The 23,201-nt window shown below is 66.7% G+C and carries 17 protein-coding genes; 12 read left to right on the top strand and 5 right to left on the bottom strand.

Annotated features, from left to right (window positions below; translation table 11 throughout):
- The first annotated feature begins 24 nt into the window (after window positions 1-24).
- The 8 genes from IT41_RS10815 (at window position 25) to tssH (ending at window position 10,190) form a co-directional block, all read left to right on the top strand.
- Window positions 25-1,353, top strand: coding sequence for a type VI secretion system ImpA family N-terminal domain-containing protein (locus IT41_RS10815; protein WP_036741045.1), 1,329 nt, complete (start codon window positions 25-27; stop codon window positions 1,351-1,353).
- A 65-nt stretch (window positions 1,354-1,418) separates the two neighbouring features.
- Window positions 1,419-1,940, top strand: coding sequence for a type VI secretion system contractile sheath small subunit (tssB, locus tag IT41_RS10810; protein ID WP_036741043.1), 522 nt, complete (start codon window positions 1,419-1,421; stop codon window positions 1,938-1,940).
- Window positions 1,940-3,430 (top strand): type VI secretion system contractile sheath large subunit, encoded by a 1,491-nt coding sequence (tssC, locus tag IT41_RS10805; RefSeq protein WP_036741041.1) that lies wholly within the window; start codon window positions 1,940-1,942, stop codon window positions 3,428-3,430. Before tssB ends, tssC begins: the two co-directional genes overlap by 1 nt.
- A gap of 38 nt (window positions 3,431-3,468) precedes the next feature.
- A complete protein-coding gene (locus IT41_RS10800; RefSeq protein WP_036741038.1) occupies window positions 3,469-3,966 on the top strand; it encodes an Hcp family type VI secretion system effector in 498 nt (165 codons plus the stop codon).
- A 173-nt stretch (window positions 3,967-4,139) separates the two neighbouring features.
- Entirely contained in the window at window positions 4,140-4,655 is a 516-nt protein-coding gene (locus IT41_RS10795) for a type VI secretion system baseplate subunit TssE (RefSeq protein ID WP_175496405.1), read from the top strand.
- On the top strand, window positions 4,652-6,562 hold the full coding sequence (gene tssF, locus IT41_RS10790) for a type VI secretion system baseplate subunit TssF (protein WP_036741034.1): 1,911 nt from the start codon (window positions 4,652-4,654) through the stop codon (window positions 6,560-6,562). Before IT41_RS10795 ends, tssF begins: the two co-directional genes overlap by 4 nt.
- Complete coding sequence (gene tssG / locus IT41_RS10785) at window positions 6,559-7,560, top strand: type VI secretion system baseplate subunit TssG (protein ID WP_052081429.1); 1,002 nt, start codon at window positions 6,559-6,561, stop codon at window positions 7,558-7,560. Before tssF ends, tssG begins: the two co-directional genes overlap by 4 nt.
- Entirely contained in the window at window positions 7,557-10,190 is a 2,634-nt protein-coding gene (gene tssH / locus IT41_RS10780) for a type VI secretion system ATPase TssH (protein ID WP_036741033.1), read from the top strand. The genes tssG and tssH overlap by 4 nt, the downstream gene beginning before the upstream one ends.
- Here the strand turns inward: tssH and IT41_RS19465 are convergent.
- Genes IT41_RS19465 through IT41_RS10755 form a run of 5 tightly spaced genes read right to left on the bottom strand, consistent with a single transcriptional unit; the run spans window position 10,187 to window position 13,150 of the window.
- Window positions 10,187-11,182: a hypothetical protein gene (locus tag IT41_RS19465; RefSeq protein ID WP_052081427.1), complete on the bottom strand. Its 996-nt coding sequence runs from the start codon at window positions 11,180-11,182 to the stop codon at window positions 10,187-10,189. The two genes, tssH and IT41_RS19465, sit on opposite strands and share 4 nt — an antisense overlap.
- Window positions 11,179-11,574 (bottom strand): ExbD/TolR family protein, encoded by a 396-nt coding sequence (locus IT41_RS10770; protein ID WP_052081424.1) that lies wholly within the window; start codon window positions 11,572-11,574, stop codon window positions 11,179-11,181. Before IT41_RS10770 ends, IT41_RS19465 begins: the two co-directional genes overlap by 4 nt.
- A complete protein-coding gene (locus tag IT41_RS10765; protein ID WP_052081422.1) occupies window positions 11,571-12,065 on the bottom strand; it encodes an ExbD/TolR family protein in 495 nt (164 codons plus the stop codon). Before IT41_RS10765 ends, IT41_RS10770 begins: the two co-directional genes overlap by 4 nt.
- A 3-nt stretch (window positions 12,066-12,068) precedes the next feature.
- Window positions 12,069-12,707, bottom strand: a complete 639-nt coding sequence (locus tag IT41_RS10760) for a MotA/TolQ/ExbB proton channel family protein (protein ID WP_036741032.1) — start codon at window positions 12,705-12,707, stop codon at window positions 12,069-12,071.
- Window positions 12,707-13,150, bottom strand: coding sequence for a hypothetical protein (locus IT41_RS10755; protein WP_036741031.1), 444 nt, complete (start codon window positions 13,148-13,150; stop codon window positions 12,707-12,709). Before IT41_RS10755 ends, IT41_RS10760 begins: the two co-directional genes overlap by 1 nt.
- A gap of 191 nt (window positions 13,151-13,341) precedes the next feature.
- Between IT41_RS10755 and IT41_RS10750 the strand changes: the two genes are divergently transcribed.
- The 4 genes from IT41_RS10750 (at window position 13,342) to IT41_RS10735 (ending at window position 23,185) form a co-directional block, all read left to right on the top strand.
- Window positions 13,342-13,758, top strand: a complete 417-nt coding sequence (locus IT41_RS10750; protein ID WP_231564732.1) for a DUF1036 domain-containing protein — start codon at window positions 13,342-13,344, stop codon at window positions 13,756-13,758.
- 9 nt (window positions 13,759-13,767) lie between these two features.
- The gene (locus IT41_RS19460) at window positions 13,768-14,556 is read left to right on the top strand and encodes a peptidoglycan-binding domain-containing protein (RefSeq protein WP_052081421.1); all 789 of its coding nucleotides are present in this window, start codon (window positions 13,768-13,770) and stop codon (window positions 14,554-14,556) included.
- Between the two features lie 4 nt (window positions 14,557-14,560).
- Window positions 14,561-16,729 carry a M23 family metallopeptidase gene (locus tag IT41_RS19455; protein ID WP_052081419.1) on the top strand — a complete coding sequence of 723 codons (2,169 nt, stop codon included), beginning with the start codon at window positions 14,561-14,563 and terminating at the stop codon, window positions 16,727-16,729.
- 252 nt (window positions 16,730-16,981) lie between these two features.
- Window positions 16,982-23,185 (top strand): hypothetical protein, encoded by a 6,204-nt coding sequence (locus IT41_RS10735; RefSeq protein WP_139221650.1) that lies wholly within the window; start codon window positions 16,982-16,984, stop codon window positions 23,183-23,185.
- The last annotated feature ends 16 nt before the right edge of the window (window positions 23,186-23,201 follow it).

Below are 23,201 nucleotides of genomic sequence, written 5' to 3'. Positions count from 1 at the left end.
CATCCCCGTTGACGAGGTTCCGATTTGGCAGCTTTCAACCTTCTTGAGCCGGTTTCGCCCGAGGCGCCCTGCGGGCCCGATCTGGAACGGCAGGACGATCCCGAGTTTCTGGATTACTATTTCGAGGCCGAATCGCGCCTGCCCGAGCGTTATTTCACCCCCGGTCTGGCCGGCGACGGGCGCGAGGACCGGCTGTTCGATCCGCGCTCGGTCGATCTGCCGGCCGAGACGGCGGCGCTGGCCGGGCTGCTGGCGCGGACCCGCGACCTGCGGCTGGTCAGCCTGCTGGCACGGTTCCAGATCCTTGCCGGCCGGCTCGAGGATTTCGCCGCATCGCTCGAGGACATGGCCGCGATGATGGCGCAATGGCCCGACGCGCTGCACCCGCAGGGGGCCGAGCGGCGCGCGGCCATCGATTCGCTGAACAGCCAGCCGGTGGTGGTGATGCCGCTGCTGCATCTGCCGCTTCTGCCGAATTCCGAGGTCACGCTGCGCCGCTTCATGGTCGCGACCGGCAAGGCCGAGCCCCGCGCGTCCGAGCGCGATCTGGCCGGCGCCGACCTGCTGGCGCCGCTGCGGGCGGCGGCCAATCAAAAGGCGGTGGACGCGGTCCATGACCGGCTGAGCCGGGCCTCGGACGCGCTGCACCGCATGCAGCAGCTGGCCGCCAGCCATCCCGAGCGGCCGCTGACCATCGATTTCGCCGCGCTGCGCACGGCGCTGGCGGATATGCAGGGCATGATCGCCGCCGCGCGGCCCGATTTGCGGCCATGGTCCGCCGATACCCGGCCCGAGCCGGCGCCGGCGCCTGCGGAACCCGGCGCCGCGCCGGCCGGGCCGCCCGCCGCGGCGGTGCCGGCGGCAATGGCGGCGCGGATCGACGACCGGGCCGCCGCGGCCGCCGCGCTCGAGGCCGCGCGGCTGTGGCTGGCCGGGCACGAGCCGTCATCCCCGGCGCTGGTGCTGGTCGCGCAGGCGCGCGATCTGGTCGGCAAGCCGCTGGTCGAGGCGATCGAGGTGCTGATGCCGGTCGAAGCGGGCGGCGCGCGGCTGCGGATCGGTCAGGGCAGCCCCTTCGTGCTGCCGATGGAGCGGCTGAAGGCGCTGACCCGGAACGGTCTGGACGGGCCGGCGGGGCCGGCGGATGACGGCCCGCCCGCCCTCGCCCCCGAGATCCGGCGGCGCGCCGATCTGGTCGCGCAAATGCTCGGCGTCGAGGGATATTTCCATGCGCATGAGCCCGCCAGCCCGATCCCCTTATTGCTTGCAAAAGCCCGGGAAATGCTTGACAAGCGTTTTGACGCTATCGTCGCTGAATTGTTGGCTTCCCCGGAGACAACCGGACAAGCCTGATCTGTTCGGGGAATTGACTCGGTGACTGTTTTGACGTTTGCCTTGCGCAGTGGAGGATTGACCTGATGGCCTCGGACAAATCGACCGATTTTATCAAACGCAACCGCCCCCCACGGGTTAACATTTCCTACGAAGACCCCTACGATTCCGAAAAGATGGTCGAGCTGCCCTTTGTGCTGGGCGTGATGTCGGACCTGTCGGGCAATGCCTCGCAGGTCGAAAAGCCCGACATGGAAGAGCGCGACTTTGTCGATGTGACCGCCGCGACGCTGGACGAATACATGAAAAGCGTCGCCCCCGGCGTCACTTTCAATGTCGAGAACAAGCTGGGCGATGGCGAGGGCCGGCTGGGTGTTTCGCTGAATTTCGAAAGCATGGACGACTTCAACCCGGCCGAGGTCGCGCGCCAGATCCCGGCGCTGAAAAAGCTGCTCGAGGCGCGCCAGCACCTGGCCAATCTGCAGCGCTACATGAATTCCAAGCCCAAGGCGCAGGATCAGATCCGCAAGCTGCTGAACGATCCCGAACTGATGGCCGCGCTGGCAGAGCGCGAAGACAGGAAATCCGTTGACGGAGAGGATAGCTGATGGCGCAAGAAACGCAGGCCCGCGTCGCCGAAGCCGGAGCCCTTGCCGGGCTGGATGAATTCTCGGACATTCTGAAGCAGACCATCAAGCCGCGCACCGATGTCGCCGCGAAAGAGGTCGATAACGCGGTCGTGGCGCTGGTCCGCGAGGCGCTGGACGACCAGAGCCTGATCGCCGAGGACGTGATCGACACCATCGATGCGATGCTGTCGAAGCTGGACCAGAAACTGACCGAGCAGCTGAACGAGGTCATCCATAACGAAGAATTCCAGAAGCTGGAATCCTCGTGGCGCGGTCTGGCCTATACCGTGAACAACTCCGAGACGGACGCCTCGCTGCGCGTCAAGGTGATGAACGTCTCGAAGAAGGAACTGCAGCAGATGATGCGGCGCCATCCCGGCGCGAAATGGGACAAGTCGCCGCTGAACATGCGCGTCTACGAGGCCGAGTTCGGCACCCTGGGCGGCAAGCCCTTCGGTGCGCTGATCGGGGATTATTATTTCGACCATGGCACGGCGGATGTGTCGCTGCTGCGCGACATCTCCAAGGTGGCGGCGGCGGCGCATGCGCCGTTCATCTCGGCCGCGGCGCCGGAGCTGCTGGGCATGGACAGCTGGACCGAGCTGGGCACGCCGCCGGATCTGTCGGAAATCTTCGACACGCCGGATTACGCCGCCTGGAACGGGCTGCGCGATTCGGAAAACTCGCGCTATGTCGCGCTGGTCGCGCCGCGTGTGCTGGCCCGCGAGCCTTATGGCCAGAACTCGAATTCGGTGGTCGAGGAATTCAACTTCGAGGAAGAGACCGACGGCCATGCCGGCACGAAATATTCCTGGATGAACGCGGCCCATGCCATGGCCGTGAACATCAACCGCGCGCATAAGGATCACGGCTGGACCGTGCAGATTCGCGGCGTGCAGTCGGGTGGCGAGGTGCTGAACCTGCCGACCCATAATTTCGACACCGGTGACGGATCCAAGGATCTGAAATGCCCGACCGAAGTGTCGATTACCGACCGCCGCGAGGCGGAACTGTCCAAGGCCGGTCTGATCGGCCTGATCCACCGCAAGCATACCGACAAGGCCGCCTTTATCGGCGCGCAGACGCTGTACCGGCCCAAGAAATACGTCGATGAACAGGCCACTGCCTCGGACAATATGTCCTCGCGCCTGCCATATATTTTCGCAGTGTCACGATTCAGCCATTATCTTAAGTGTATGGTGCGCGACAAGATCGGTCAGAGTCCCGATCGACTGCAATTGCAGACCCAGTTGCAAACCTGGATCAACAAATATGTGTCCGGGAACCCTGACAGCGCTACCGAGCGCGAGAAGGCAAAGAAACCTCTGGCTGGCGCCAAGGTCGAAGTGGTGGAGGACGAGGAAAATCCCGGATACTACATGGGAAAATTCTATTTGAAACCCCACTTTCAGCTCGAGGGCATGGATGTCGGCATGTCGCTCGTCTCCAAGCTGCCCAAGGGCAAGTAACCCATTGAAAAGTCTAATGTAGTCAAGGAGCCCATCGAATGGCTGTCGATATCTTTCTGAAGCTGTCCAACAACATCAAGGGTGAATCGCAAGATGATACCCATCGCGATGAGATCGATGTTCTGGCCTGGAACTGGGGTCTGACCCAGTCGGGTACCACCCATATCGGTTCGGGCGGCGGCGGCGGCAAGGTCAACGTCCAGGACATCACCCTGACCAAGTATGTCGATCTGGCGACCAACGACCTGATCAAGCGCTGCACCAGCGGCGAGCACATCGAATCCGGTGAGCTGATCGTGCGCAAGTCGGGCGGTGCCGCACCGGTGGAGTATTTCCGGATCAAGATGGAAAACATCATGATCACCAGCTATGCGACCGGTGGCGCCAAGGACGGCCTTGACCGCATCCAGGAAACCCTGACCCTGAACTTCCGCAAGTTCGAGGTTGCCTACACCCTGCAGGAAGAAACCGGTGCCGCCGGCGCCGAGACCCTGGCCGGCTGGGACATCGCCGAGAACAAGGAATGGAACGCCTGATAGCGTTTCCTTCGTGCTGTTCGGGACAGGGTCGGCGGATGCTGGCCCTGTTTCTTTAGGCGCTTTGCGCGCCCCGCCCGGGCGGCGGGGCCGGAACGAGGCTGGGCATGACATCGCGCCGTTCCTCTTCTGACAGGGATCCGGGCCGCGGCGGCCTGCGGGAAATGTCCCTGATGCATATCTTTCGCGATTCCGCGGCCCGGCGGGATGCGCGCGATCAGGGGCGCCGCTATACCGAGGGCGATCGCGACCTGACGCTGCTCAGCCAGAAGCGGCGCGAGGGCGCCAGCGAGGAATCGCTGCGCCGCAACCTCGTGCGCGACATTGCCAGCCTGATGAACACGATCCGTCTGGATGTCTGCGTCGATCTGGCCGACCATCCCCGCGTGCGACGCTCGATCATCAATCACGGCTTGCAGGACATGGACACGCTCTGGCGCGAGAACCGCACGCCCGGCGATCTGGCCAATGCCATCCGCGAGGCGCTGATCAGCAATGAGCCGCGCCTGCGTGCCGCAACGCTCGAGGTGCGCCTTGACGAGATGGCGCCGACCGTGGACCAGCGCATCACCTTTGAAATCCTGGCCGAAATGATCTCGGACCCGAGCGATATCCCGTTGCAGTTCCATGCCGAGGTCGATCCCGCGGCCGGCAAGATCGCCATGAAAAGAATGCAGGCCGAGGCATGAAGAAAGCCTTTCGCGATGCCTATGAGCGTGAACTGGACGTGCTTTACGAACGCTCGGCCGAATTCGCGGCTGAGTTTCCTGGCCTTGCCGACCGGCTGGGCGGCGTCCTGCGCGAAAACATCGACCCGACCATCGCCGGGCTGCTGGAAGGGACCGCCTTTCTGGCCGCCCGCGTGCAGCTGAAGCTGGACGAGGAATTTCGCAGCTTCACCAGCGAATTGCTGGAGCAGATTTTCCCTGATGCGCTGGCGCCGGTGCCCAGCTGCATGATCGTGCAGGCGCCGCCGCTGACCCGGCAAGGCGCCGATGGCGAGAGCAAGCACTTCGCGCGTGGCGAATATCTGGATGCGCGGTTTCGCGATTCGGACAAGCGGGTGACCTGCCGCTTCAGCCTGACCGCGCCGCTGGCGGTGTTGCCGCTGGCCATTTCCGGGCTGACCTATCACGACCGCAGCACGACGCTGGGCGGGCTGGGCCAGGATCCCGAACGCCGGACCAAGGCCGGCCTGCAGATCGACCTGCAGCGCAGCGACGGCGAGCCGATGTCCAGCCACCCGCCGGATGCGCTGAATTTCCACTTCTCGGCCGATCATCCGCGCGCCATCGCGCTTTACGAACAGATCCATTGCAATGTCACCCGCGCCTCGCTGCGCTGGCTGCGGCCGAATGGCGACCCGGCATTCGTCCGGCTGCGCCCGGACCAGATCGAACAGGTCGGCTTTGCGCGCGACGAGCTTCTGTTCGACCGCGACGGCCGCATGTTCGAGGGTTTCGCGATCCTGCGCGACTATTTCGCATTCCCACGCAAGTTCATGGGCTTCCGCCTGACCAGGCTGGAGGCCATGCTGGCGCGCATTCCGGCGCAGGAGCTTCAGCTGATCCTGGAATTCGACCGCGCCAATGACGAGCTGGCGCGGCAGACCCAGCCCGGCGATATCCGGCTGAACTGCGCGCCGGCGATCAACCTGTTCGAGGAAAGCTCGAACCAGGTGCGGCTGGACGACCGCCGCCACGAATATGTGGTGACCCCGGATTCCAGCCCGATCACGCATTACGAGATCCAGCGCATCACCCGCGTCCATGCCAGCTACGGCACCGCCCATGACCGGGTCGAGGTGTTTCCGCTTTATGCGCTGCCGCAGAACGCCTCGACCCCGCGCGCGACCTATTACTATACCGCGCGCCGCAAGCCCCGCCGCCTGACCGAGGCCGAGCGCCGCGCCGGGCTGCGCCACGACTATCGCGGCACCGAGACCTTCATCTCGATCTACGAGCCGCCCGAATCGGTGGTCGGGCGGCGCGCGCAGCGGCTGCATATCCGGACGCTGTGCTCGAACCGGCACCTGCCGGCAGCGCTGCCTCTGGCCGGGTCGAACGATTTCAACATGGTGGCCGATCAGGCCATGGCCCTGACCTGCGTGAACGGCCCGACCCAGCCGCGCGAGGCCATGTCCGAGATCGAGCGCGCCGGCCCGCATCGCATGGGGCAGGGCGATGTCTACTGGCGGCTGATTTCCTATCTTTCGCTGAACCATTTCGGGCTGGACGACCGTTTCGGCCGCGACGGCGCCGCCAGCCTGCGCGAGATCCTGACGCTGTTCGCCGATGTCTCGGACAATGTCACCGAGACGCAGGTGGCGGGGCTGGTCGGGCTGTCCGCGCGCCCGGTCACCCGCTCGATCCGCCGCCCCGAGGGGTTCTTTCCGGCGCGCGGGCTGGAACTGACCCTGACATTCGACGAAACCGCGTTCGAGGGCAGCGGCATCATCCTGATGGGCGCGGTGCTGGACCGTTTCCTGGCCGAATATGCCAATGTGAACAGCTTTACCCAGACGGTCATCCATTCGCGTCAGCGTGGGCTGATCAGGCGCTGGCCGCCGCGCACCGGGTTGGGGCCGCTGATATGACCGGCGAAGGACCAGCGGGCGCGGCGGGTTTCCTTGCCCTGCTGCGCCGCCTTGAGCGCGAGGCCGGCGACCGGCCGCGCATCGGCCGCTCGACCCGGCGGTCGCAGGATATCGTCGATATCGGCCAGGACCCGCAACTGGCCTTTCCCGCCCAGGAAATGAACGCCGTCGATACCGCCGGCGCACGGCCCCGCATCCGTACCCAGTTCACCGGGTTCTTCGGCCCGCAGGGCGCATTGCCGCTGAACACCACCGAAGAGGTCCTGCGCTGGCAGGAAGAGGGCGAAGAGGCCTTTGTCCATTTCGCCGATATGCTGTCGGCGCGGTTCTATCAGCTGTTCTTCCGCGCCTGGTCGGATGCCCATGCGATCACCCAGCATGACCGCCCGGACGAGGATCGCTTTGGCACCTATGTCGCGGCGGTGGCCGGGATCGGCTCGCCGGCGTTCCGGCAGCATGACGATTTTCCCGATATCGCCCGGCTGCCGCTGGTGCCGGTCTTTGGCGGCCGGGTGCGCAGCGCCGCGCGGCTGCGCCAGATGCTGGCCGGCTATTTCGGCTTTCCGGTCGATATCCAGGAACATCTGCCCTGCTGGCTGGAATTCGAGCCGGACGACCGCCACGGGCTGGGCCAGGGCGGAACGCTGGGGCAGGACATCTATCTGGGCGCGCGGCTGCAATCGGTGAATGAAAAGATCTGCATTCGCGTGAACCTGCCCGATCCGGACGAATATCGCGGCTTTCTGCCGGGCCGGCCGCGTTACGGCCGGCTGGCGGATCTGGTGTTCTGGTATCTGGGCAAATGCGTCGAGGTCGATCTGGCGCTGTCCCTGCCGCCCGCTACCATCCCGCCCGCGACGCTGGGCGGCGATGCCGCCATCGGATGGCTGGCCGCCATGCGCCCCGAGGGGCTGGACCGCCAGTCGGACTATATCGAAGTCGCCCGTTTCGCGCTGAGCCGCGACGGCGGGGCGCAGACCGTAAGAGAACAGGCATGACCGCAATCACCATCGAGAAATTCGCCGGCAAGATGAACCGGCTGGGCTATGAGGCATTCTTGCAGGCCATGCGGCAGGCGCGCGGCGACGGCAACCGCAATGTGGAACTCAGCCACTGGCTGTTTCACGCGATTTCCCATCAGGAGGGCGATATCTCGGTCACGCTGCGCGCCATGGGGCTGGACCGGGGCCGGGTGCTCCGGGATCTGGGTCAGGCCATGGACAGCCTGCAGAAGAACGTGACCGAAACGCCCGGCATCTCGGAACGGCTGGCCGATGCGCTGAACCACGCCTGGACCTATGCCACCCTGTTCTTTGGCGAGGCGCAGATCAGGACCGGGCATCTGCTGGTCGCGCTGTTGAACGATCACGCCCTGCGCCGCGAGATCGAGCAGTATTCCAGCGCCTTTGCCGATCTTTCGGCCGAGCGGATCGGGACCGAGGCGCGGACCCTCTGGGCCGATTCCGAGGAACAGGACATGCGCCCGATGGACGGCACCGGCATCGGCGCGGCGGGCGGCGCGCGGGCCGAGGGGCAGGGGGCCGCGACCGCGCTCGGCCGCTTCTCGGTCGACATGACGGCGCAGGCGGCCGAGGGCAGGATGGACCCGGTGGTGGGCCGCGACGACGAGATTCGCCAGATCGTCGATGTGCTGATGCGCCGGCGCCAGAACAACCCGATCCTGACCGGCGAGGCCGGCGTGGGCAAGACCGCCGTGGTCGAGGGTTTCGCCCAGAAGCTGGCCGCGGGTGACGTGCCGCCAACCTTGCAGGGCATGCGGCTGCATATGCTTGATATCGGCGCCATGCAGGCCGGCGCCAGCATGAAGGGCGAATTCGAGCAGCGCCTGCGCTCGGTCATCGACGAGGTGCAGTCCTCGCCCGTGCCGATCATCCTGTTCATCGACGAGGCCCATACCCTGGTCGGCGCCGGCGGCGCGGCCGGCACCGGCGACGCCGCGAACCTGCTGAAACCTGCGCTGGCGCGGGGCACCTTGCGCACCATCGGCGCCACCACCTGGGCCGAATACCGCAATTATTTCGAAAAGGACCCGGCGCTGACCCGGCGCTTCCAGCCGATCGCGGTGGACGAGCCCTCGATCGAGACGGCCTGCTACATGATGCGCGGCCTTCTGGCCCCGATGGAGGCGCATCACAAGGTCCGCATATCGGATGCCGCGCTTGAGGCGGCGGTGAAACTGTCGGCGCGCTACCTGCCCGCCCGGCAACTGCCCGACAAGGCGGTGTCGCTGCTGGATACGGCCTGCGCCCGCGTCGCGGTCAGCCAGTCGGCGGTGCCCGCGCGGCTGGCCGATCTGCGGGCCGAGATCGCATCCTATGAAAGCGAAATCGCCGCCCGCGAGGCCGAGCGTGAACTGGGCGAGGCCGATGAGACCCGGCTGGAGGAAACCCGCGCCAGGCTGACCGACGCGCAGGAAAAGCTGGCCGATCTGGACAAGACCTATGCCGATGAAAAAGCCCTGGTCGAACAGATCCTGTCGCTGCGCAAAAGGCTTGCAGAACGCGAGGGCGAAGAATTCGACGAGGCAACCATCCGCGCCGAGCTGACCGGCGCCATGGACCAGCTTGGCCAGATCCATGCCGATGAACGGATGATCTGGCCGCATGTCGATGAACAGGCCGTGGCCAGCGTCATCAGCGACTGGACCGGCATTCCGGCGGGGCGCATGGTGGCCGATGAACTGCAGGCCGTGCTGGGGCTGGCCGAGCATCTGCGCGAACGTGTGATCGGTCAGGACCAGGGCTTGCAGATGATCGCGCGGCGGGTCGAAACCGCCCGCGCCGGTCTGGGCAACCCGGAAAAGCCCATCGGGGTGTTCATGCTCTGCGGCCCTTCGGGCGTCGGCAAGACCGAAACCGCGCTGGCTCTGGCCGAGGTGCTTTACGGCGGCGAACAGAACGTCATCACCATCAACATGTCCGAATTCCAGGAGGCGCATTCCGTCAGCCTGCTGAAAGGCGCGCCCCCCGGCTATGTCGGCTATGGCGAGGGCGGCCGGTTGACCGAGGCGGTGCGCCGCAAGCCCTATTCCGTCGTCCTGCTGGACGAGATGGAAAAGGCCCATCCCGACGTGCATGAGCTGTTCTTTCAGGTCTTTGACAAGGGCCGGATGGAGGATGGCAACGGCCGCCCGATCAATTTCCGCAATACGCTGATCCTGATGACCTCGAATGTCGGGACCGGCACGATCATGGCGCTGGCGCCCGAAGGCACGATCACCGACCCCGAAACCATGGAGGCCGCGCTGAAAGAGGAACTGCTGGGCACTTTCCCGCCGGCGCTGCTGGGGCGGATCGTCAGCGTCCCCTATGTGCCGCTCTCGGCCGGGGTGCTGGGCGGGATCAGCCGGCTGAAACTGGGCTCGGTCGCGCGGCGGATGCGCGATTCGCATGGCACGCGGCTGGTCTGGGACGATGCGGTGATCGATCATATCGTCGCGCAATGCCGCGACCCGGACAGCGGCGGGCGGATGATCGACAATATCATCACCAATTCGATCCTGCCCGACCTGTCGCGTCAGGTGCTGTCGCGCATGGTTTCGGGCGAGGCGATGTCGGATGTCACGATCAGGGTGGCCGAGGGCGGTTTCACCTATGATTTCGCCTAGCGGATATAAACGTTCGCCACCCCGATCAGCGCGTCGCGGCCGAGCTCGCGGGCAAGCTGGTCAAAGAAATCCCCGGCCGGTTCGCCAGCCGCGCGGCTGATCGTCGCCGGGCGGGCGGGCGTTGCGACGGCAAGGATCAGCTGATGCGTGTCCCGCGCCGCGCCGTCCCGCGCCACCGGCACGTCAAAGCTGATCCGCCCGCCCGAATTGATCAGGAAGCGGCGCAGATCATGGGTGACGCCATTGTCATCCACCAGCAGCAGCGTGACATAGCGCCCGGTCGCGCCGCTGATCGTTCCGCGCAGCGAATCGCCCGCCGCCACGTCCTGCGACTGCAATTGCACGGCCAGCGGAAAGACCGGATAACGCAGGTCGCGCCGGGCGAATGTCAGCGCCGGGCATTGCCGCGGATCGATCAGCACCGCCTGACCCGTCAGTTCGGTCTCCAGCCCCTGCGTCAGGTTGCGCAGCAGGCGGGGAAACTCCTCGTCATCCGAGGCCAGCAGGCTCAGCCTGATCTGCCCGTCCTCGGTCAGCGCGGGCAGGGCCAGCAGGCAGGGCTCGGTCAGGTTGTCGCGGATGCGCTGGAACAGATCGGCCAGATCGGGATCGGTTTCGGCCGGGTTTTCCCGCGGCTCGGCCGGCATCTGGGGCGGCGCGGGGGCGGCGGTTTCGGCCGGCGCCATGGGCAGGGCAGTGCTTTGCAGCAGCGGCGAGGCATCGGGCGCCTGCGTGGTCGGCGCGCCGGCGGTGGATTCCAGCCTGGGCGCGGGGATCGGCTGGCTGACCGGGCGCAGCAGCCCGCCCCCCTGGCCTTCGCCCGGCAGGGTCAGCGCGGTCAGCTGGATCTCGACCGGATCGGCCGACTGCCCGGGGCTGGTCCAGCGCCATGAGGGCGACCAGATGAGCGCGCCGGCCGCGCCCAGATGGACCGCGACCGATAGCGCCGAGGCGATCAGCCAGCCGCGCCCGCTTGCCCGCTGGCCGATCATCCGCCGCCGCCCCGCATGGTGACCAGCCTGATCTCGTGCCCGGCCAGTTCCGGCCGCCGCAGCAGCCCGACCAGCAGCCCGGCGGGCGCATCCCGGTCCAGCAGCAGATGCAGCGGGCCGGAGCTTTCGGCCAATGCTCCGGGCAGCATCTCGGGGCGGATGGCGGTGCCGTCCAGCCGCCAGTCCTCGGGCCCCGATACCTCGAGCAAGGGCGAGGGCAGGCCGTCCGGGGCCAGGGCCGAGGTGGTCGCCAGATTCAGCGCCGAACTCACTCTGGGATCCTGACCGGCCAGCAGAAAGTAGAAGATCAGCAGCAGCACGATGTTCACGATCGCCAGCGGCGTGTCGACATGCGCGCGATGCGAACGGATCGAGGTCAGGCGCAGGCTCATGGCGCGGTCCCCGCCGGGCTGGCGGGCGATGCCGGCGCCTCGGCGATCTGGACCGATCCGATGCCGCGCGCGGCCAGCGCCTCGAGCACGGTGACCACGTCCTGCACCGGCACTTCGGGGCGCAGGATGATCAGTACATGGCGGGTGTCCTGCGCCGCCAGCGCGTCGGCCAGCCCCGCCAGCCGGTCGATGCCGAAACGCTGGCCGGCGGCGGTGATGCCGTCGACATTCAGCGTCCAGATGGCGGTATTCTGCGCCGCGACGACCTTCGCGCCGGCGGCGGGCGCCGTTCCCGCACCGCCCTCGCCCTGCAGCGCGCCGCTGCGCAGCGGCAGCAACGAATAGGCCGCGAGGTTCGACGACAGCATGAAGAAGATCAGCAGTTGAAACAGCACATCGGCCAGCGCGGTCATCGAAAAGCGGACCGCCCGGCGCCGGCGCATCGGCAGGTCAAGGCCGGGCTGGCGCATCAGGGATTGCGCCGCCTGCATCCTTCAGCCCCGTTCCGGCGGCAGCTGCTTCGCGATCCGGCCGTGGATCGCGGCGGAAACGGCCAGTTCGATGCTTTGGCGTTCATCCTCGATCCGGCCGTCCAGCCAGGCCAGCACGAAATAGGCGATCAGCGCGATCGACAGCCCCGCCGCCGTGGTGGTCAGCGCCGTCCAGATCCCGGCCGCCAGCAGCCGCGGATCGGATGCCTGCTGGCTCAGCGCCAGGTTGCCGAAGGCGTCGATCATGCCGATCACCGTGCCCAGAAGGCCCAGCATCGGCGCCATCTGCACCACCGCCTCAAGCAGGCGCATGCGCGATCCCATCCGCACCAGTTCCGACAGCGCCACCTGCCGGGCCAGTTCCTCGCCATAGGCCGGATCTCCCGGCCGGGCGCGCAGCCCCGACATGACCGCCCCGAGAACGCGCGACAGGACGGTGTGGCCCTCCTGCGCCTTGCGCTGCGCCTCGTCGGGGCGGCCGTTCAGCCAGTCGTTCAGGATGGTTTCACCCAGCCCGTGCCCGCCGACGCCCATGCGGCGGAACTGCGCCACCTTGAAGATGACGACGGTCAGCGTCAGCACCGACAGCGCCGCCAGAGCGGCAAAGACGGCCCAGGTGGTGAGAGGCAGATCCCAACGCATCACAGGCCGAAATCGATATCCGTCCGTGTCTGCGTGGCCAGGCCGCCCAGGCAGATATCGCGCAGATCGGTATTGTCCGGGCCACTGCATTCGGCCACGTCATTGACCACGATGCGGCCGATATCGGCGCATTTGCGTTCCGGCAGCTCGAACATCGCGACCTTGGTCTTGCCGGCGATCATGCCGCCGAAATCAAGTATCGGCAGCGATTGCACCACGCCCTGCCTGTCAAAGATGGCGACCTGCCAGGCGGCCCGCTGAATGGCCTGGTCCAGCCGGTTCGTGGTCACCACCGTCAGCCGGCAGGCCCCGGTTTCGGTGTCAACGGCACCGTTGAGCTCCAGCATGACCTTGCCGGCGGGGGCGGCCGTTTCCTGCGCGCCAAGCGGCGCCGCGACGGCAAGTGACAGCGACACGAGCAACATTCCGAAATTGCGCGACATGGCGTTCCTTTCAGAGGATGGGGTTACATGTTGGGGGCAGCATCAACGCCAGGCGCGAAAAGCCGGTGCCGGAACGCCGCACGGTTGCGGACAGGGTCAGGATCGGTTTCATGGTCATGAAATCCCATTTATGCCCTTGGGCTGTAACACGGCAGAATACATTGCTCAATCGGTGGCCTGTCAACCTGAAGTTGAAGCGCATCCGCTGCGCCGCGCTTGCCGGATCGATCCTGCTGGCGGGGGCGGCCGGGGCGGCGGCCGAGCTGCGCCTGTGCAACCAGTCCTTCGAGGTGCTGAACGTCGCGCTGGCCGAGCCCGGCGAGGGGCAGGCGTTTCTGACGCGGGGCTGGTGGCGGGTGGCGCCCAACCAATGCGCGACTTTGCAGCGCGAATCGCTGGGGTCACGTTATTATTATGTCTTTGCTACCGATGTTTTCGGTAATGACGTCCTGGCGGGGTCGATTCCGATGTGCGTGGCGCCAAGGCGATTCGAGATCAGCGGCCAGCAGGATTGCCTGCTGCGCGGCTATCTGGATGCCCGTTTCGCCGAGATTGACACCGGGATGCAATCAAGCTGGACTATATTCGTCACGCCGCGACCGAACTGAGAAAGGTGCATGGACAGGCGACCGGACATCCCGAGGATCCTTGGCGGCAGTCTCGCGCTGGCTGGCTGGCTGCTGCTGGCCGCGCCGGCGCAGCCGCAGGAGGGGTCCGGGCTGGTGATCTCGGCGCTGCCCTCGGAACTGGTGATCGGCGCCGCCGAGGGCGCGGCGATTCAGGCCGCGGGGCCGGCCCTGCCGGTCGGTTACGATGACGGCGCGCTTCCGGCGCAGCCGCGCGCGGCGGGGATGCCCCGGCCGTCGATCATCGTGGGCGATCTGGCGATCCTCGCCGGCATCGGTCCGCGCGGCGCGCTTGGCATGCCCTTTGCCGCGCGCGAGGCGATCCGCCAGCGCGATCCGGCCCTGTTCGAGCGGCTGCTGGGGCGCGGCGTTTTCGATCCGCGCGAGGATCGCCTGGCCGAGGCGCTGCAGACCGAGTTGCTGCGGCTGGGCTGCTATGACGGCCGGATCGACGGCGCCTGGGGGGCTGGTTCCGAGCGCGCGGTCGAGCGCTGGCGCGACGCCGCGCAGATCGAGATCGCGGCGGCGGCCGGGGTGCCGCTCTACCGCGCCATCCTTCGCGGTGGCGAGGTGACCTGCCCCGAAATCGCCCGCCCGGCGCCCGCCGTGGCGGCCCCGGCCGCGCCACGGCAGCCGCGGGCCGGCGCGGGTGGTGGCGCTGGCCGCGCGGCGGCCGTCAAGCGCCGGCCGGCGGCGGCACAGCAACCGGCCCAGCCGGCGCAGAAGCCCGGAACCGTGACCATCAATCCCAAATTCACCGGCGCGGGCATCTACCGCTAGGCGAATGACCGAGATCGATCCCCGCTTTCGTCAGATGGGCAGGGTGGCGCGCCGTCGCCGCCGCCGTGGCCGGGCGGTCCGCGCCGGGGCCGGACTGGTGCTGCTGGCCCTTCTGGCGGGGCTTGGCTGGCGCCAGTTCGGGCCGCAGCTGCGGGTCTGGTTTCGCGATGGCGGCCCCGAAATGATGGCGCAGGTCGAGGCCCAGTTCGACATCGCGCCGGTCCGGGGCAGCGATACCTTTGCCGATATTCCAGGCGATCCGCTGATCATCCCGGCGAATGAGGACGGCCCGACGCAGGGTGAAACCCTCGTGCCCGCGCCTGCCGCGCTGGCCGCCTCGCGCCGCGTGGCGACGCCCGCCGTGCAGCTTGCGGTGCTGGACAGCCGCCTGATCCCGCGCGATCGCCGGCTGGTCGCGGCGCTGCCCTCGACGCGCGAGGAATTCGCGCTGTTTCAGGCCGAGCGCAGCCGCGAGCGGCTGATGAATGCCGGCGCGGCCGCCGAGGTGCTGCCGGGTCCGGGGGATGCGCAGCTGGCCGCCTCGGGCGTGGCCTTTCTGCGCGACGCGGCCTATCGCGCGCCGCTCTGGCGCGAACTGATCCTTGAAACCGCCCGGCCCATAGCCCCCGAGGCGCTGCTGGCCGAAAACGGGTTCGATGCCGGGCAGGCGCAGCAGCTTGGCGCGCGCCTGCGCACGCAGCTTGACCTTGACGAATCGCTGCCCGCCGGCGCGGTGCTGGCATTGCGCTATCGTCCGGGCGGCGCGCGCCGCGAGGTGATCCAGCTGTCGCTCTACGACACGCGGGGCTTTGTCGGTTCGCTGGCGCTGTCGGCGGCGGGCCAGCTTGTGCCGGCGGCCGATGCCTGGGCCGACCAGCCGCTGCTTGCCGATCTGATGCAGCGCGGCGCCACCGCGCCGCAGGGCCAGCAGCGGCTGCTCGACGTGATCTATTCGGCCGCCCTGCGCAACGACGTGCCGCCCGAGATCATCGGCGAGGCGCTGGCCCTGATGTCGCAGGTCCATGACCTTGACGGCTATGCCGATGACGACGACCGGCTGACGCTGATCTATTCGGCCGAGGCCGCGATCCGCCCCGGCGCGGTCCTGTTCGTCGGCGTCACCGGCCCTTCGGGGGACAGGCGCTGCTATGTCGTCCCCGCGCCCGAGGGCTTTGAATGCTACGCCCCCGGCGCCCGCGTGCAGCTGCGCGCCGCCGGCCTGGCGGGGCTGCTGCCGCCGGTCGGCGGCGTGCTGTCGCAACGCTTCGTGCCAGCCGCAGAGGCGGGTGGCGATGCCGGGCGCGGCCGGGTCTTCTGGACCGCGCCGCAGGGCAGCCCGGTGCTGGCCGCCGCGGCCGGGCGGGTCACCGCCCTTGACCCCGGCCGGGTCGAGATCACGCATGAGGACGGGCTGGTCAGCCGCTATGCCGGGCTGGGCGCGCCCTCGCCGCGCCTGTCCGAGGGCGCGCAGCTGGCCCGGGGCGCGGTGCTGGGCCAGATCGGGCCGCCGTCCGGCGGGCAGCAGCCGGGCCTGTCCTTCGCGCTGCTCAAGGATGGCCGGCCGGTCGATCCGCTGCCCTATTTCGGTGCCGGAACCGAGGTTCTTGCCTCGGATTCCATCGAATCGCTGATCGGCCATATCATCCGGGTCGAAAGCGCGGGCAATGCGCGGGCCCGCAATCCGCGCTCCACCGCCACCGGGCTGGGGCAGTTCATCGAAAGCACCTGGCTGCGGATGATGCGCAGCTATCGCCCCGATCTGGTGGCCGGCATGACGCGGCGCGAGCTGCTGGACCTGCGGCTCGACCCCGAGATGTCGCGCCGGATGGTTCGTCGCCTGGCGCAGGAGAACGAGGCCTATCTGCGGGCGCGCGGCCATTCGATTTCCGCCGGGCGCCTGTATCTGGCGCATTTCCTTGGCCCGGCCGGGGCGGATCTGGCGCTGCGCGCGGATCCCGGCCAGCAGGTTCACGAGGTGATGGGCGCGGCGGTGGTCTCGGCCAATCCGTTTCTGCGCGGCTGGTCCATCGGCCAGTTGCAGAACTGGGCCGAGCGCCGGATGAGCGGCGCCGCCGCGCCGGCCATGACGGTCGTGCCCGAACTGCCCGCCTCGGCCGAGTTGCGCGCCTTCATGGCCGAGATGGATCGCCTGCGCCCGGACCGCAAGGGTTGACATGCCCCGATCTTGACCCTTGGTAAACCTGTGTTTGCCGGGCCAGAATCGCCCTGAAAACCGCATATATGCGCGTATCTGCCCTTGTATTCGCCGGGACAAGCAAAGTAACCCTAGGCTGTAAATATTCAACTATCGCGCTGCCACTGCCTCCTTGCTGAAAGAAGACATCCGCCGATGTTGCCGATTGCCTGTAACGCCACACGTCTGTTCTGCCGTTCCCGTCTGCTTCTCACCACCGCGCTGATATCCGTGTCCTCCCTGACCTATGGGGCGGGTGTCGCGCATGCGCAGATGTATCTGGACAATGTCGCGCCCGGCGACGGAACCATCGAAACGCAATCCGGCGATTGGGCTGGCGACAGCGAAATCTGGGTGGATGCAAGCGGCCAGAACGCGGGGGTGCTGCCAAGCGACCAGATCGGCATCCTGACCGAAAGCAACAACCCGGTGCCCAGCACCGAGACGCAGCCGATCACCCTCAGCCTTGTTGGGGGCGATTTGCCCGACGTGGCCGGCCTTCAGGTTGATTCGGGGTTTTTCCGGATCAATGGCGGCCAGTTGCAAAGCACGGCGGCCACACTCTCGCTTTCGGTTGCGGCGGGGTCCCAGCTCGAAGTCCGGTCTTCTGTCCAGTCGAGCGGCACGATCAATGTGTCGGGTCCGGGCCAGGTCATCTTTGACCGCCTGGTCGAGGGCGCCATCGACAATAGCGGCAATACCCGCGTGCGCAACGCGGTTGATGGCAGCGTCGTCAACCGGGCCGGCGCCGAGATCGCGCTGCTGGGCGATGTGACCGGCAGTCTGAACAATCTGGGCCAGGCGACGGTTGCCGGCGACATCTCGGGCAGCGTCACCAATTCGGGCAACCTGTTCGTCGCCGTCTCTCAGGACGGCGACGATACCGACATGGTTGAACTGAGCAACGCCGCCACCGGTCTGGTGAGCGTGCGCGCCGGTGCCGAGCTGAGCGTCGATCAGGATATCGACAATGCCGGACGGCTGGCCGTCACCGGCACGCTGAACGGCAGGGTCATCGCCTCGGGCGACAGCCGGACCGAGCTTGTCTCGGAGGACGGATCCGCGGGCAGGCTGAACGGCGATCTGATCAGCGGCGGTGTCGTGCAGTTTTCCGGCGGCACGCTGGACGGCGACCTGACCAGCAATGGCAGCATCGAAGGCAGCGGCACGATCATCGGCAATTTCCTGAACACGGGCAGCGGCTCGTTCTCGGGCGAGATCCGCGCGCGCGCGCCGGGGGCAGGCGGCACCCTGCAGAATGAGGGCACGCTGGTCACCGGCGGCGATCTGACGGCGGTCGCGGTGATCAATGACGGCGAGCTGACGGTCACCGCCGGTGATACGCTGACCGCCGCCGTCACCAACGGCGACAATGCGGTTGCGACGCTCAATCTGGACGGCACGCTGGTCGGCGGGCTGGTCAATGCCGGCGGCAGCACGGTGAACATGGGCGCCGATGCGGTCATCACCGCCAATGTCCAAAATACCGGCGAAATGAACATTGCCGGGGACATTCAGGGCGGGCTGAGGAACCAAGGCACCGTCGAAACCGCCGGCGATGTCACGCTGGGCAGCCTGACGACATTCGCCGGGAGCCAGACCACGGTAAACGCGGGGGATCGCCTGACCTCGGACGGCGTGATCGACAATTCCGGCATGCTGAGCGTGGCCGGGTCGCTGGTTTCGGCGGGCGGGATCGTCAACTCGGACGAGATGGAGGTCCTGGGCTCGGTCGAGATCACCGGCACCGATCCCGATGACCGGCTGCTGAACGGAAACGGCGCCCGCCTGACGCTGGATGGCGCCGCGATCACCGGCGATATCGTCAATGACGGCGCGATGACCGTGATCTCGGATGCGCAGATCACCGGCGATCTGACCAACAACAATCTCGTGACGCTGGATTCGACCGCAGGGCTGGATGTCACGCTGACCGTCAATGGTCGTTTCGTGAACAACGCCGATGTCAATGGCACCGGCGCGAACACGATGCGGATCGAGACCGAGCGGTTCGTCAACCTTTCGGGCACGATCACCAATGTCGAGGTGATCGGCGATCTCGAAAATCACGACAGGCTGGTCTACAGCGAAGATTCGGAGTTCGAGACGGGCGGCCTGTTCAACATGGATACCGGCGTGGTCAATGTCTCGGCCACCCTGAACATGAATGGCGGCGACGTCAGCAACCAGGGCGAATTCCTGCTGCGCACCGATCCCGATTCCGCGGGCAATCTGACCGGGGTGGACAGGCTGACGAATGCCGGCTCGGGCCAGTTCGACATCGCCGACGGCACCTCGGTTTCGGCGAATTCGGTGGTGAATCAGGACGATGCCGAGCTGGTCGTCGGCGGGCAGCTGACCTCGGCCGGCGGCATCGACAACAGCGCGTCGCTGACGATTGCCGCCACCGGGGTGGTGACCGGAGGGCTGGACAATAGCGGCACGGTGTCGATGCAGGGCGGCAGCCTGACCGGAGACGTGCAGAACGATGGCAGCCTGACCGGCACGGGCACCGTGATCGGCGATATCACCAACGGCACCGATGGCGCGGACAATTCCGCCGTGGAACTGGCGCTTGACGGAGAGGTGCAGGGCACTGTCGTCAACTATGGCACCATGACGCAAAGCGGCACTCTGGATGTTCAGCGGCTCAGCAATATCGGCAGTCTCGATATCGGGGGCGCGGGGGCCCTGATCTCGGATAACGTGGTGACGAACAGCGGCGCACTGGTTCTGGCGGGCGAGCTTGCCGGCGGGCTGAACAATTCCGGCACCATTGAACTGAACGGCGGCACGATCAGCGGCGATGTCACCAACCGGGGCACAGGCCGGATCGAAGGCAGCGGCACGCTGACCGGCGGGCTGACCAATAACGGGGCGCTGACAACGCGCGGTGATCTGACGGTTGCCTCGCTTGGAAATAGCGGGACATTGACGGTCACCGTCGGCAGCACGCTGACTTCGGACGCGGCGGTAGAAAACAGGGGCAGCGCGACGATCACCGGAACGCTTGAGGGCGGGCTGGACAATTCCGGCACCACCGAGTTGGACGGCGGCACGATCAGCCGCGATGTCACCAACCGGGGCAAAGGCCTGATCGAAGGCAGCGGCACGCTGACCCGCGGGCTGACGAATAACGGCAGGGCGGTGCTGGCCGGCTCGGTGGCGGGCGAGATCGTCAACCGCGGGGTGCTGACCGTTGCCGCCGAGAGCAAGCTGATCGCGAGCACGGTGGTGAAGAATCGCGGCACGGCGCTGATCGAGGGCAGGCTGACTGGCGGGTTGAACAATGGCGACGATCGGTTCGCGGCCACGACCGAGATCGACGGCGGCGTGATAAGCGGCACGCTGACCAATGCCGCAGACAGCACGGTCACCGGGACCGGCACCATCGTGAGGCTCGACAATGCCGGCAGCGCGACGCTTGGCGGCCGGGTGGGCGTGCTCGCCAATGACACCACGGGTGTGCTGAATACCAGCGCCGGGACCGGCAACCTGCGGGTCTCGGGGCTGGTCAATAACGGGCAGGTGACGGTCGCCGCCGGGACGGTGCTGTCCACTGATCCGGAAGATGCCAATTCGCGGATCACCAACAATTCCCGGCTGACGATCGCCGGCAGCGTGCATGGCGATATCACCAATGGCGACGCCAGCAATACCGCCTCGACAGTGTTGTCCGGCGGCACCGTGAGCGGGCTGCTGACCAATGCCCGGGGCAGTTCGGTCAGCGGGAACGGCACCATCGTGAGGCTCGACAATGCCGGCAGCGCGACGCTCGGCGGCCGGGTGGGTGCACTTGAAAATGACGCCACGGGTGTGCTGAACACCAGCGCCGATACCGGCAACCTGCGGGTTTCGGAACTGGTCAATAACGGGCGGGTGACGGTCGCCGCCGGGACGGTGCTGTCCACCGATCCGCGTGATGAAGATTCGCGGATCACCAACAATTCACGGTTGACGATCGCCGGTCGGGTGCGCGGCAATATCGTCAATGGCAACGGCAGAAATGCCGCCTCGACAGTGTTGTCCGGCGGCATCGTGAATGGGCTGCTAGCCAATGCCCGGGGCAGCGCCGTCACCGGGACCGGCACCATCACCAACCTCGATAACGCTGGCAGCGCGACGCTTGGCGGCCGGGTGGGTGCACTTGAAAATGACGCCACAGGCGTGTTGAACACCAGCGTCGATACCGGCAACCTGCGGGTTTCGGCGCTGGTCAATAACGGGCAGGTGACGGTCGCCGCCGGGACGGTGCTGTCCACCGATCCGCGTGATGAAGATTCGCTAATCACCAACAATGCCGGGCTAACGATCGCCGGCCGGGTGCGCGGCAATATCGTCAATGGCAACGGCAGAAATGCCGCCTCGACAGTGTTGTCGGGCGGCATCGTGCACGGGCGGCTGACCAATGCGGCGAGCAGTTCGGTCAGCGGAACCGGCACCATCGCCTCGCTTGTCAACGCGGGCACAGCGACGCTTGGCGGCCGGGTCACCGGCAATCTGACCAACCAGAGCGGCGGCACGCTGGGCGTGATCGGGACGCTGAGCGTGCGCGGCGCACTGCGTAATGATGGCGGCGCCGGGTTGAATGTGGCGCAAGGCAGGTCTCTGAGCGTCGCCGATGGCCTGACAAACGCGCTGGAAGGCGAGGTCCAACTGGATGGTGCGATCACTGGCGCGGTGGGTAACAGCGGAAGTTTCACCCAGGCCGCAACGGGGCTTCTGGAAGGGTCGCTGACGACGGATGGCGAGGCCGACCTGGCCGGCAGGATCGACGGCGACCTGATCTATCTTGGCGGCGAGCTGCTGCTCTCCGATACTTTCAGCGTCAGCGGCGATCTGCAGCTGGACAGCAACTATAATATCGCGGCGGGGCAGCGCGTCACGGCCGGGCGGACCGTGGTCGGCGGTGACGACGTCGAGCTGGGTCTGCGCGGCCGGCTGGACGGCGATCTGCTGAACAATGGCAGCGTCAATGTGGACGGCCGGGGCGTGGCCGTCAGCGGCCGTCTCACGAATGACGGCGTGATCAACCTGGAGGATAATTTGGCCGGCGATACCCTGCGCGTCGGCGGCCTTGACGGCAGTGGCGAATATCGTCTGGATATCGATGTCGCCGCAAGAAGCACCGACCGGATCGTCATCAACGGCGGTGCCGCGACCGGGCTCTATGCGCTGGAGCTGAACTTCGTCGATGAAAACGCGGTGCTGGCCAGCGACAACCGGCTGACGCTGATGGATGTCGACGAGGCGTTCCGCGCCGAGAACAGCTTTGACTTCAGCCATAGCGATCTGCCCTCGATCTCCGAGCGGATCGTCTATTCGGTCGAGCAGCTTGGCCGGGGCGGGGATGTGGTTCTGGTCAGCCAGACCAACCCGGCAATCGGCGCGCTGTTTGGCAATGTGGCGCTGACGCAATCGCTGATCGGCTCGGTCATCAACCGCCCGACCAGCCCCTTTGTGACCGCGCTGGCTTATGAGGATGAGCAGAAGCCCTGCGGGGTGGGCAGCTGGGGCCGGGTCACCGGCGGTCATGCGACGGCGGACGGCTCGACCAGCAATGGCATCAGCAGGGTGTCGAGCGAAATCACGGCCGATTACTACGGTATGCAGGTCGGCACCGATCTGGCCTGTTTCGATGACCGTTTCGGCGGCTGGGACATGGCCTTCGGCGTGCTGGGCGGGATCAACCGCGGCGATACGAACCAGCCGGTTTACGCCATCGATCCGAACAATTCGCGCAGCCTGAGCGGGACGCTGACCAGCTATAACTCGACCGATTTCGAACAGCGCTATGTCGGCGTCTACGCCACCGCCACCCGCGGAGCCTTCCAGGCGGATCTGCAATACCGGATCGAAAAGACCGATTTCACCATCGAAAACAACCCTGTGGCCGGCCGCGCGGGGCTGGGGCTGAGCGAGACCGACTTCTCCAGCGATGCCTGGACGCTGAGCGGCTCGGTCAGCTATGGTGTCCTGATCGGCGAAAGCGGCTGGGCCGTGGTGCCGACGCTCGGCTTTGCCTGGTCCGAGATGTCCACCGATTCCATCGCCTTCGACGACGGCTATCGCGTCATCTTCGACGACAGCAGCCGCAAGATCGGCTTTGTCGGCGCGACGCTTGCCAAAACCTTTGTACAGCAAAGCGAAAATTCGGCGCTGTCCACCTTTGTCACCGGCACCTGGTACAAGGATTTCGCCGATCCGACGATCTCGGTTTTCCGGCGGGACAATGATGCGGAATTCACGCCGCAAAGGCTGGAATCGGAAAACCTGGGATCCTATGGCGAGATCAGCATCGGCGCCAACTGGATCAAGGTGCTGGGGCCGAAATCGCGGGGCCGCCAGCTCAGCGCCGGGGCGCGGATCGATGCGCGTTACGGCGACCGCCTGGACAGTGTCGGCGTATCCGGCCAGTTGCGCTGGCAATTCTGACTGGCTTCCGGTCCGG

Origin of the sequence: Paracoccus halophilus (assembly GCF_000763905.1) — a bacterium.
GTDB lineage: Bacteria > Pseudomonadota > Alphaproteobacteria > Rhodobacterales > Rhodobacteraceae > Paracoccus > Paracoccus halophilus.
Note: the sequence above shows the minus strand (reverse complement) of the source record. Positions and strands in the feature narration are given on the sequence as shown.

Bases quoted from the DNA above. Each gene is read 5' to 3' on its own strand.
- tssB (WP_036741043.1), top strand. From the start codon at position 1,419: ATGGCCTCGGACAAATCGACCGATTTTATCAAACGCAACCGCCCCCCA.
- tssC (WP_036741041.1), top strand. From the start codon at position 1,940: ATGGCGCAAGAAACGCAGGCCCGCGTCGCCGAAGCCGGAGCCCTTGCC.
- IT41_RS10800 (WP_036741038.1), top strand. From the start codon at position 3,469: ATGGCTGTCGATATCTTTCTGAAGCTGTCCAACAACATCAAGGGTGAA.
- IT41_RS10795 (WP_175496405.1), top strand. From the start codon at position 4,140: ATGCATATCTTTCGCGATTCCGCGGCCCGGCGGGATGCGCGCGATCAG.
- tssF (WP_036741034.1), top strand. From the start codon at position 4,652: ATGAAGAAAGCCTTTCGCGATGCCTATGAGCGTGAACTGGACGTGCTT.
- tssG (WP_052081429.1), top strand. From the start codon at position 6,559: ATGACCGGCGAAGGACCAGCGGGCGCGGCGGGTTTCCTTGCCCTGCTG.
- tssH (WP_036741033.1), top strand. From the start codon at position 7,557: ATGACCGCAATCACCATCGAGAAATTCGCCGGCAAGATGAACCGGCTG.
- IT41_RS19465 (WP_052081427.1), bottom strand. From the start codon at position 11,182: ATGATCGGCCAGCGGGCAAGCGGGCGCGGCTGGCTGATCGCCTCGGCG.
- IT41_RS10770 (WP_052081424.1), bottom strand. From the start codon at position 11,574: ATGAGCCTGCGCCTGACCTCGATCCGTTCGCATCGCGCGCATGTCGAC.
- IT41_RS10765 (WP_052081422.1), bottom strand. From the start codon at position 12,065: ATGCAGGCGGCGCAATCCCTGATGCGCCAGCCCGGCCTTGACCTGCCG.
- IT41_RS10760 (WP_036741032.1), bottom strand. From the start codon at position 12,707: ATGCGTTGGGATCTGCCTCTCACCACCTGGGCCGTCTTTGCCGCTCTG.
- IT41_RS10755 (WP_036741031.1), bottom strand. From the start codon at position 13,150: ATGTCGCGCAATTTCGGAATGTTGCTCGTGTCGCTGTCACTTGCCGTC.
- IT41_RS19460 (WP_052081421.1), top strand. From the start codon at position 13,768: ATGGACAGGCGACCGGACATCCCGAGGATCCTTGGCGGCAGTCTCGCG.
- IT41_RS19455 (WP_052081419.1), top strand. From the start codon at position 14,561: ATGACCGAGATCGATCCCCGCTTTCGTCAGATGGGCAGGGTGGCGCGC.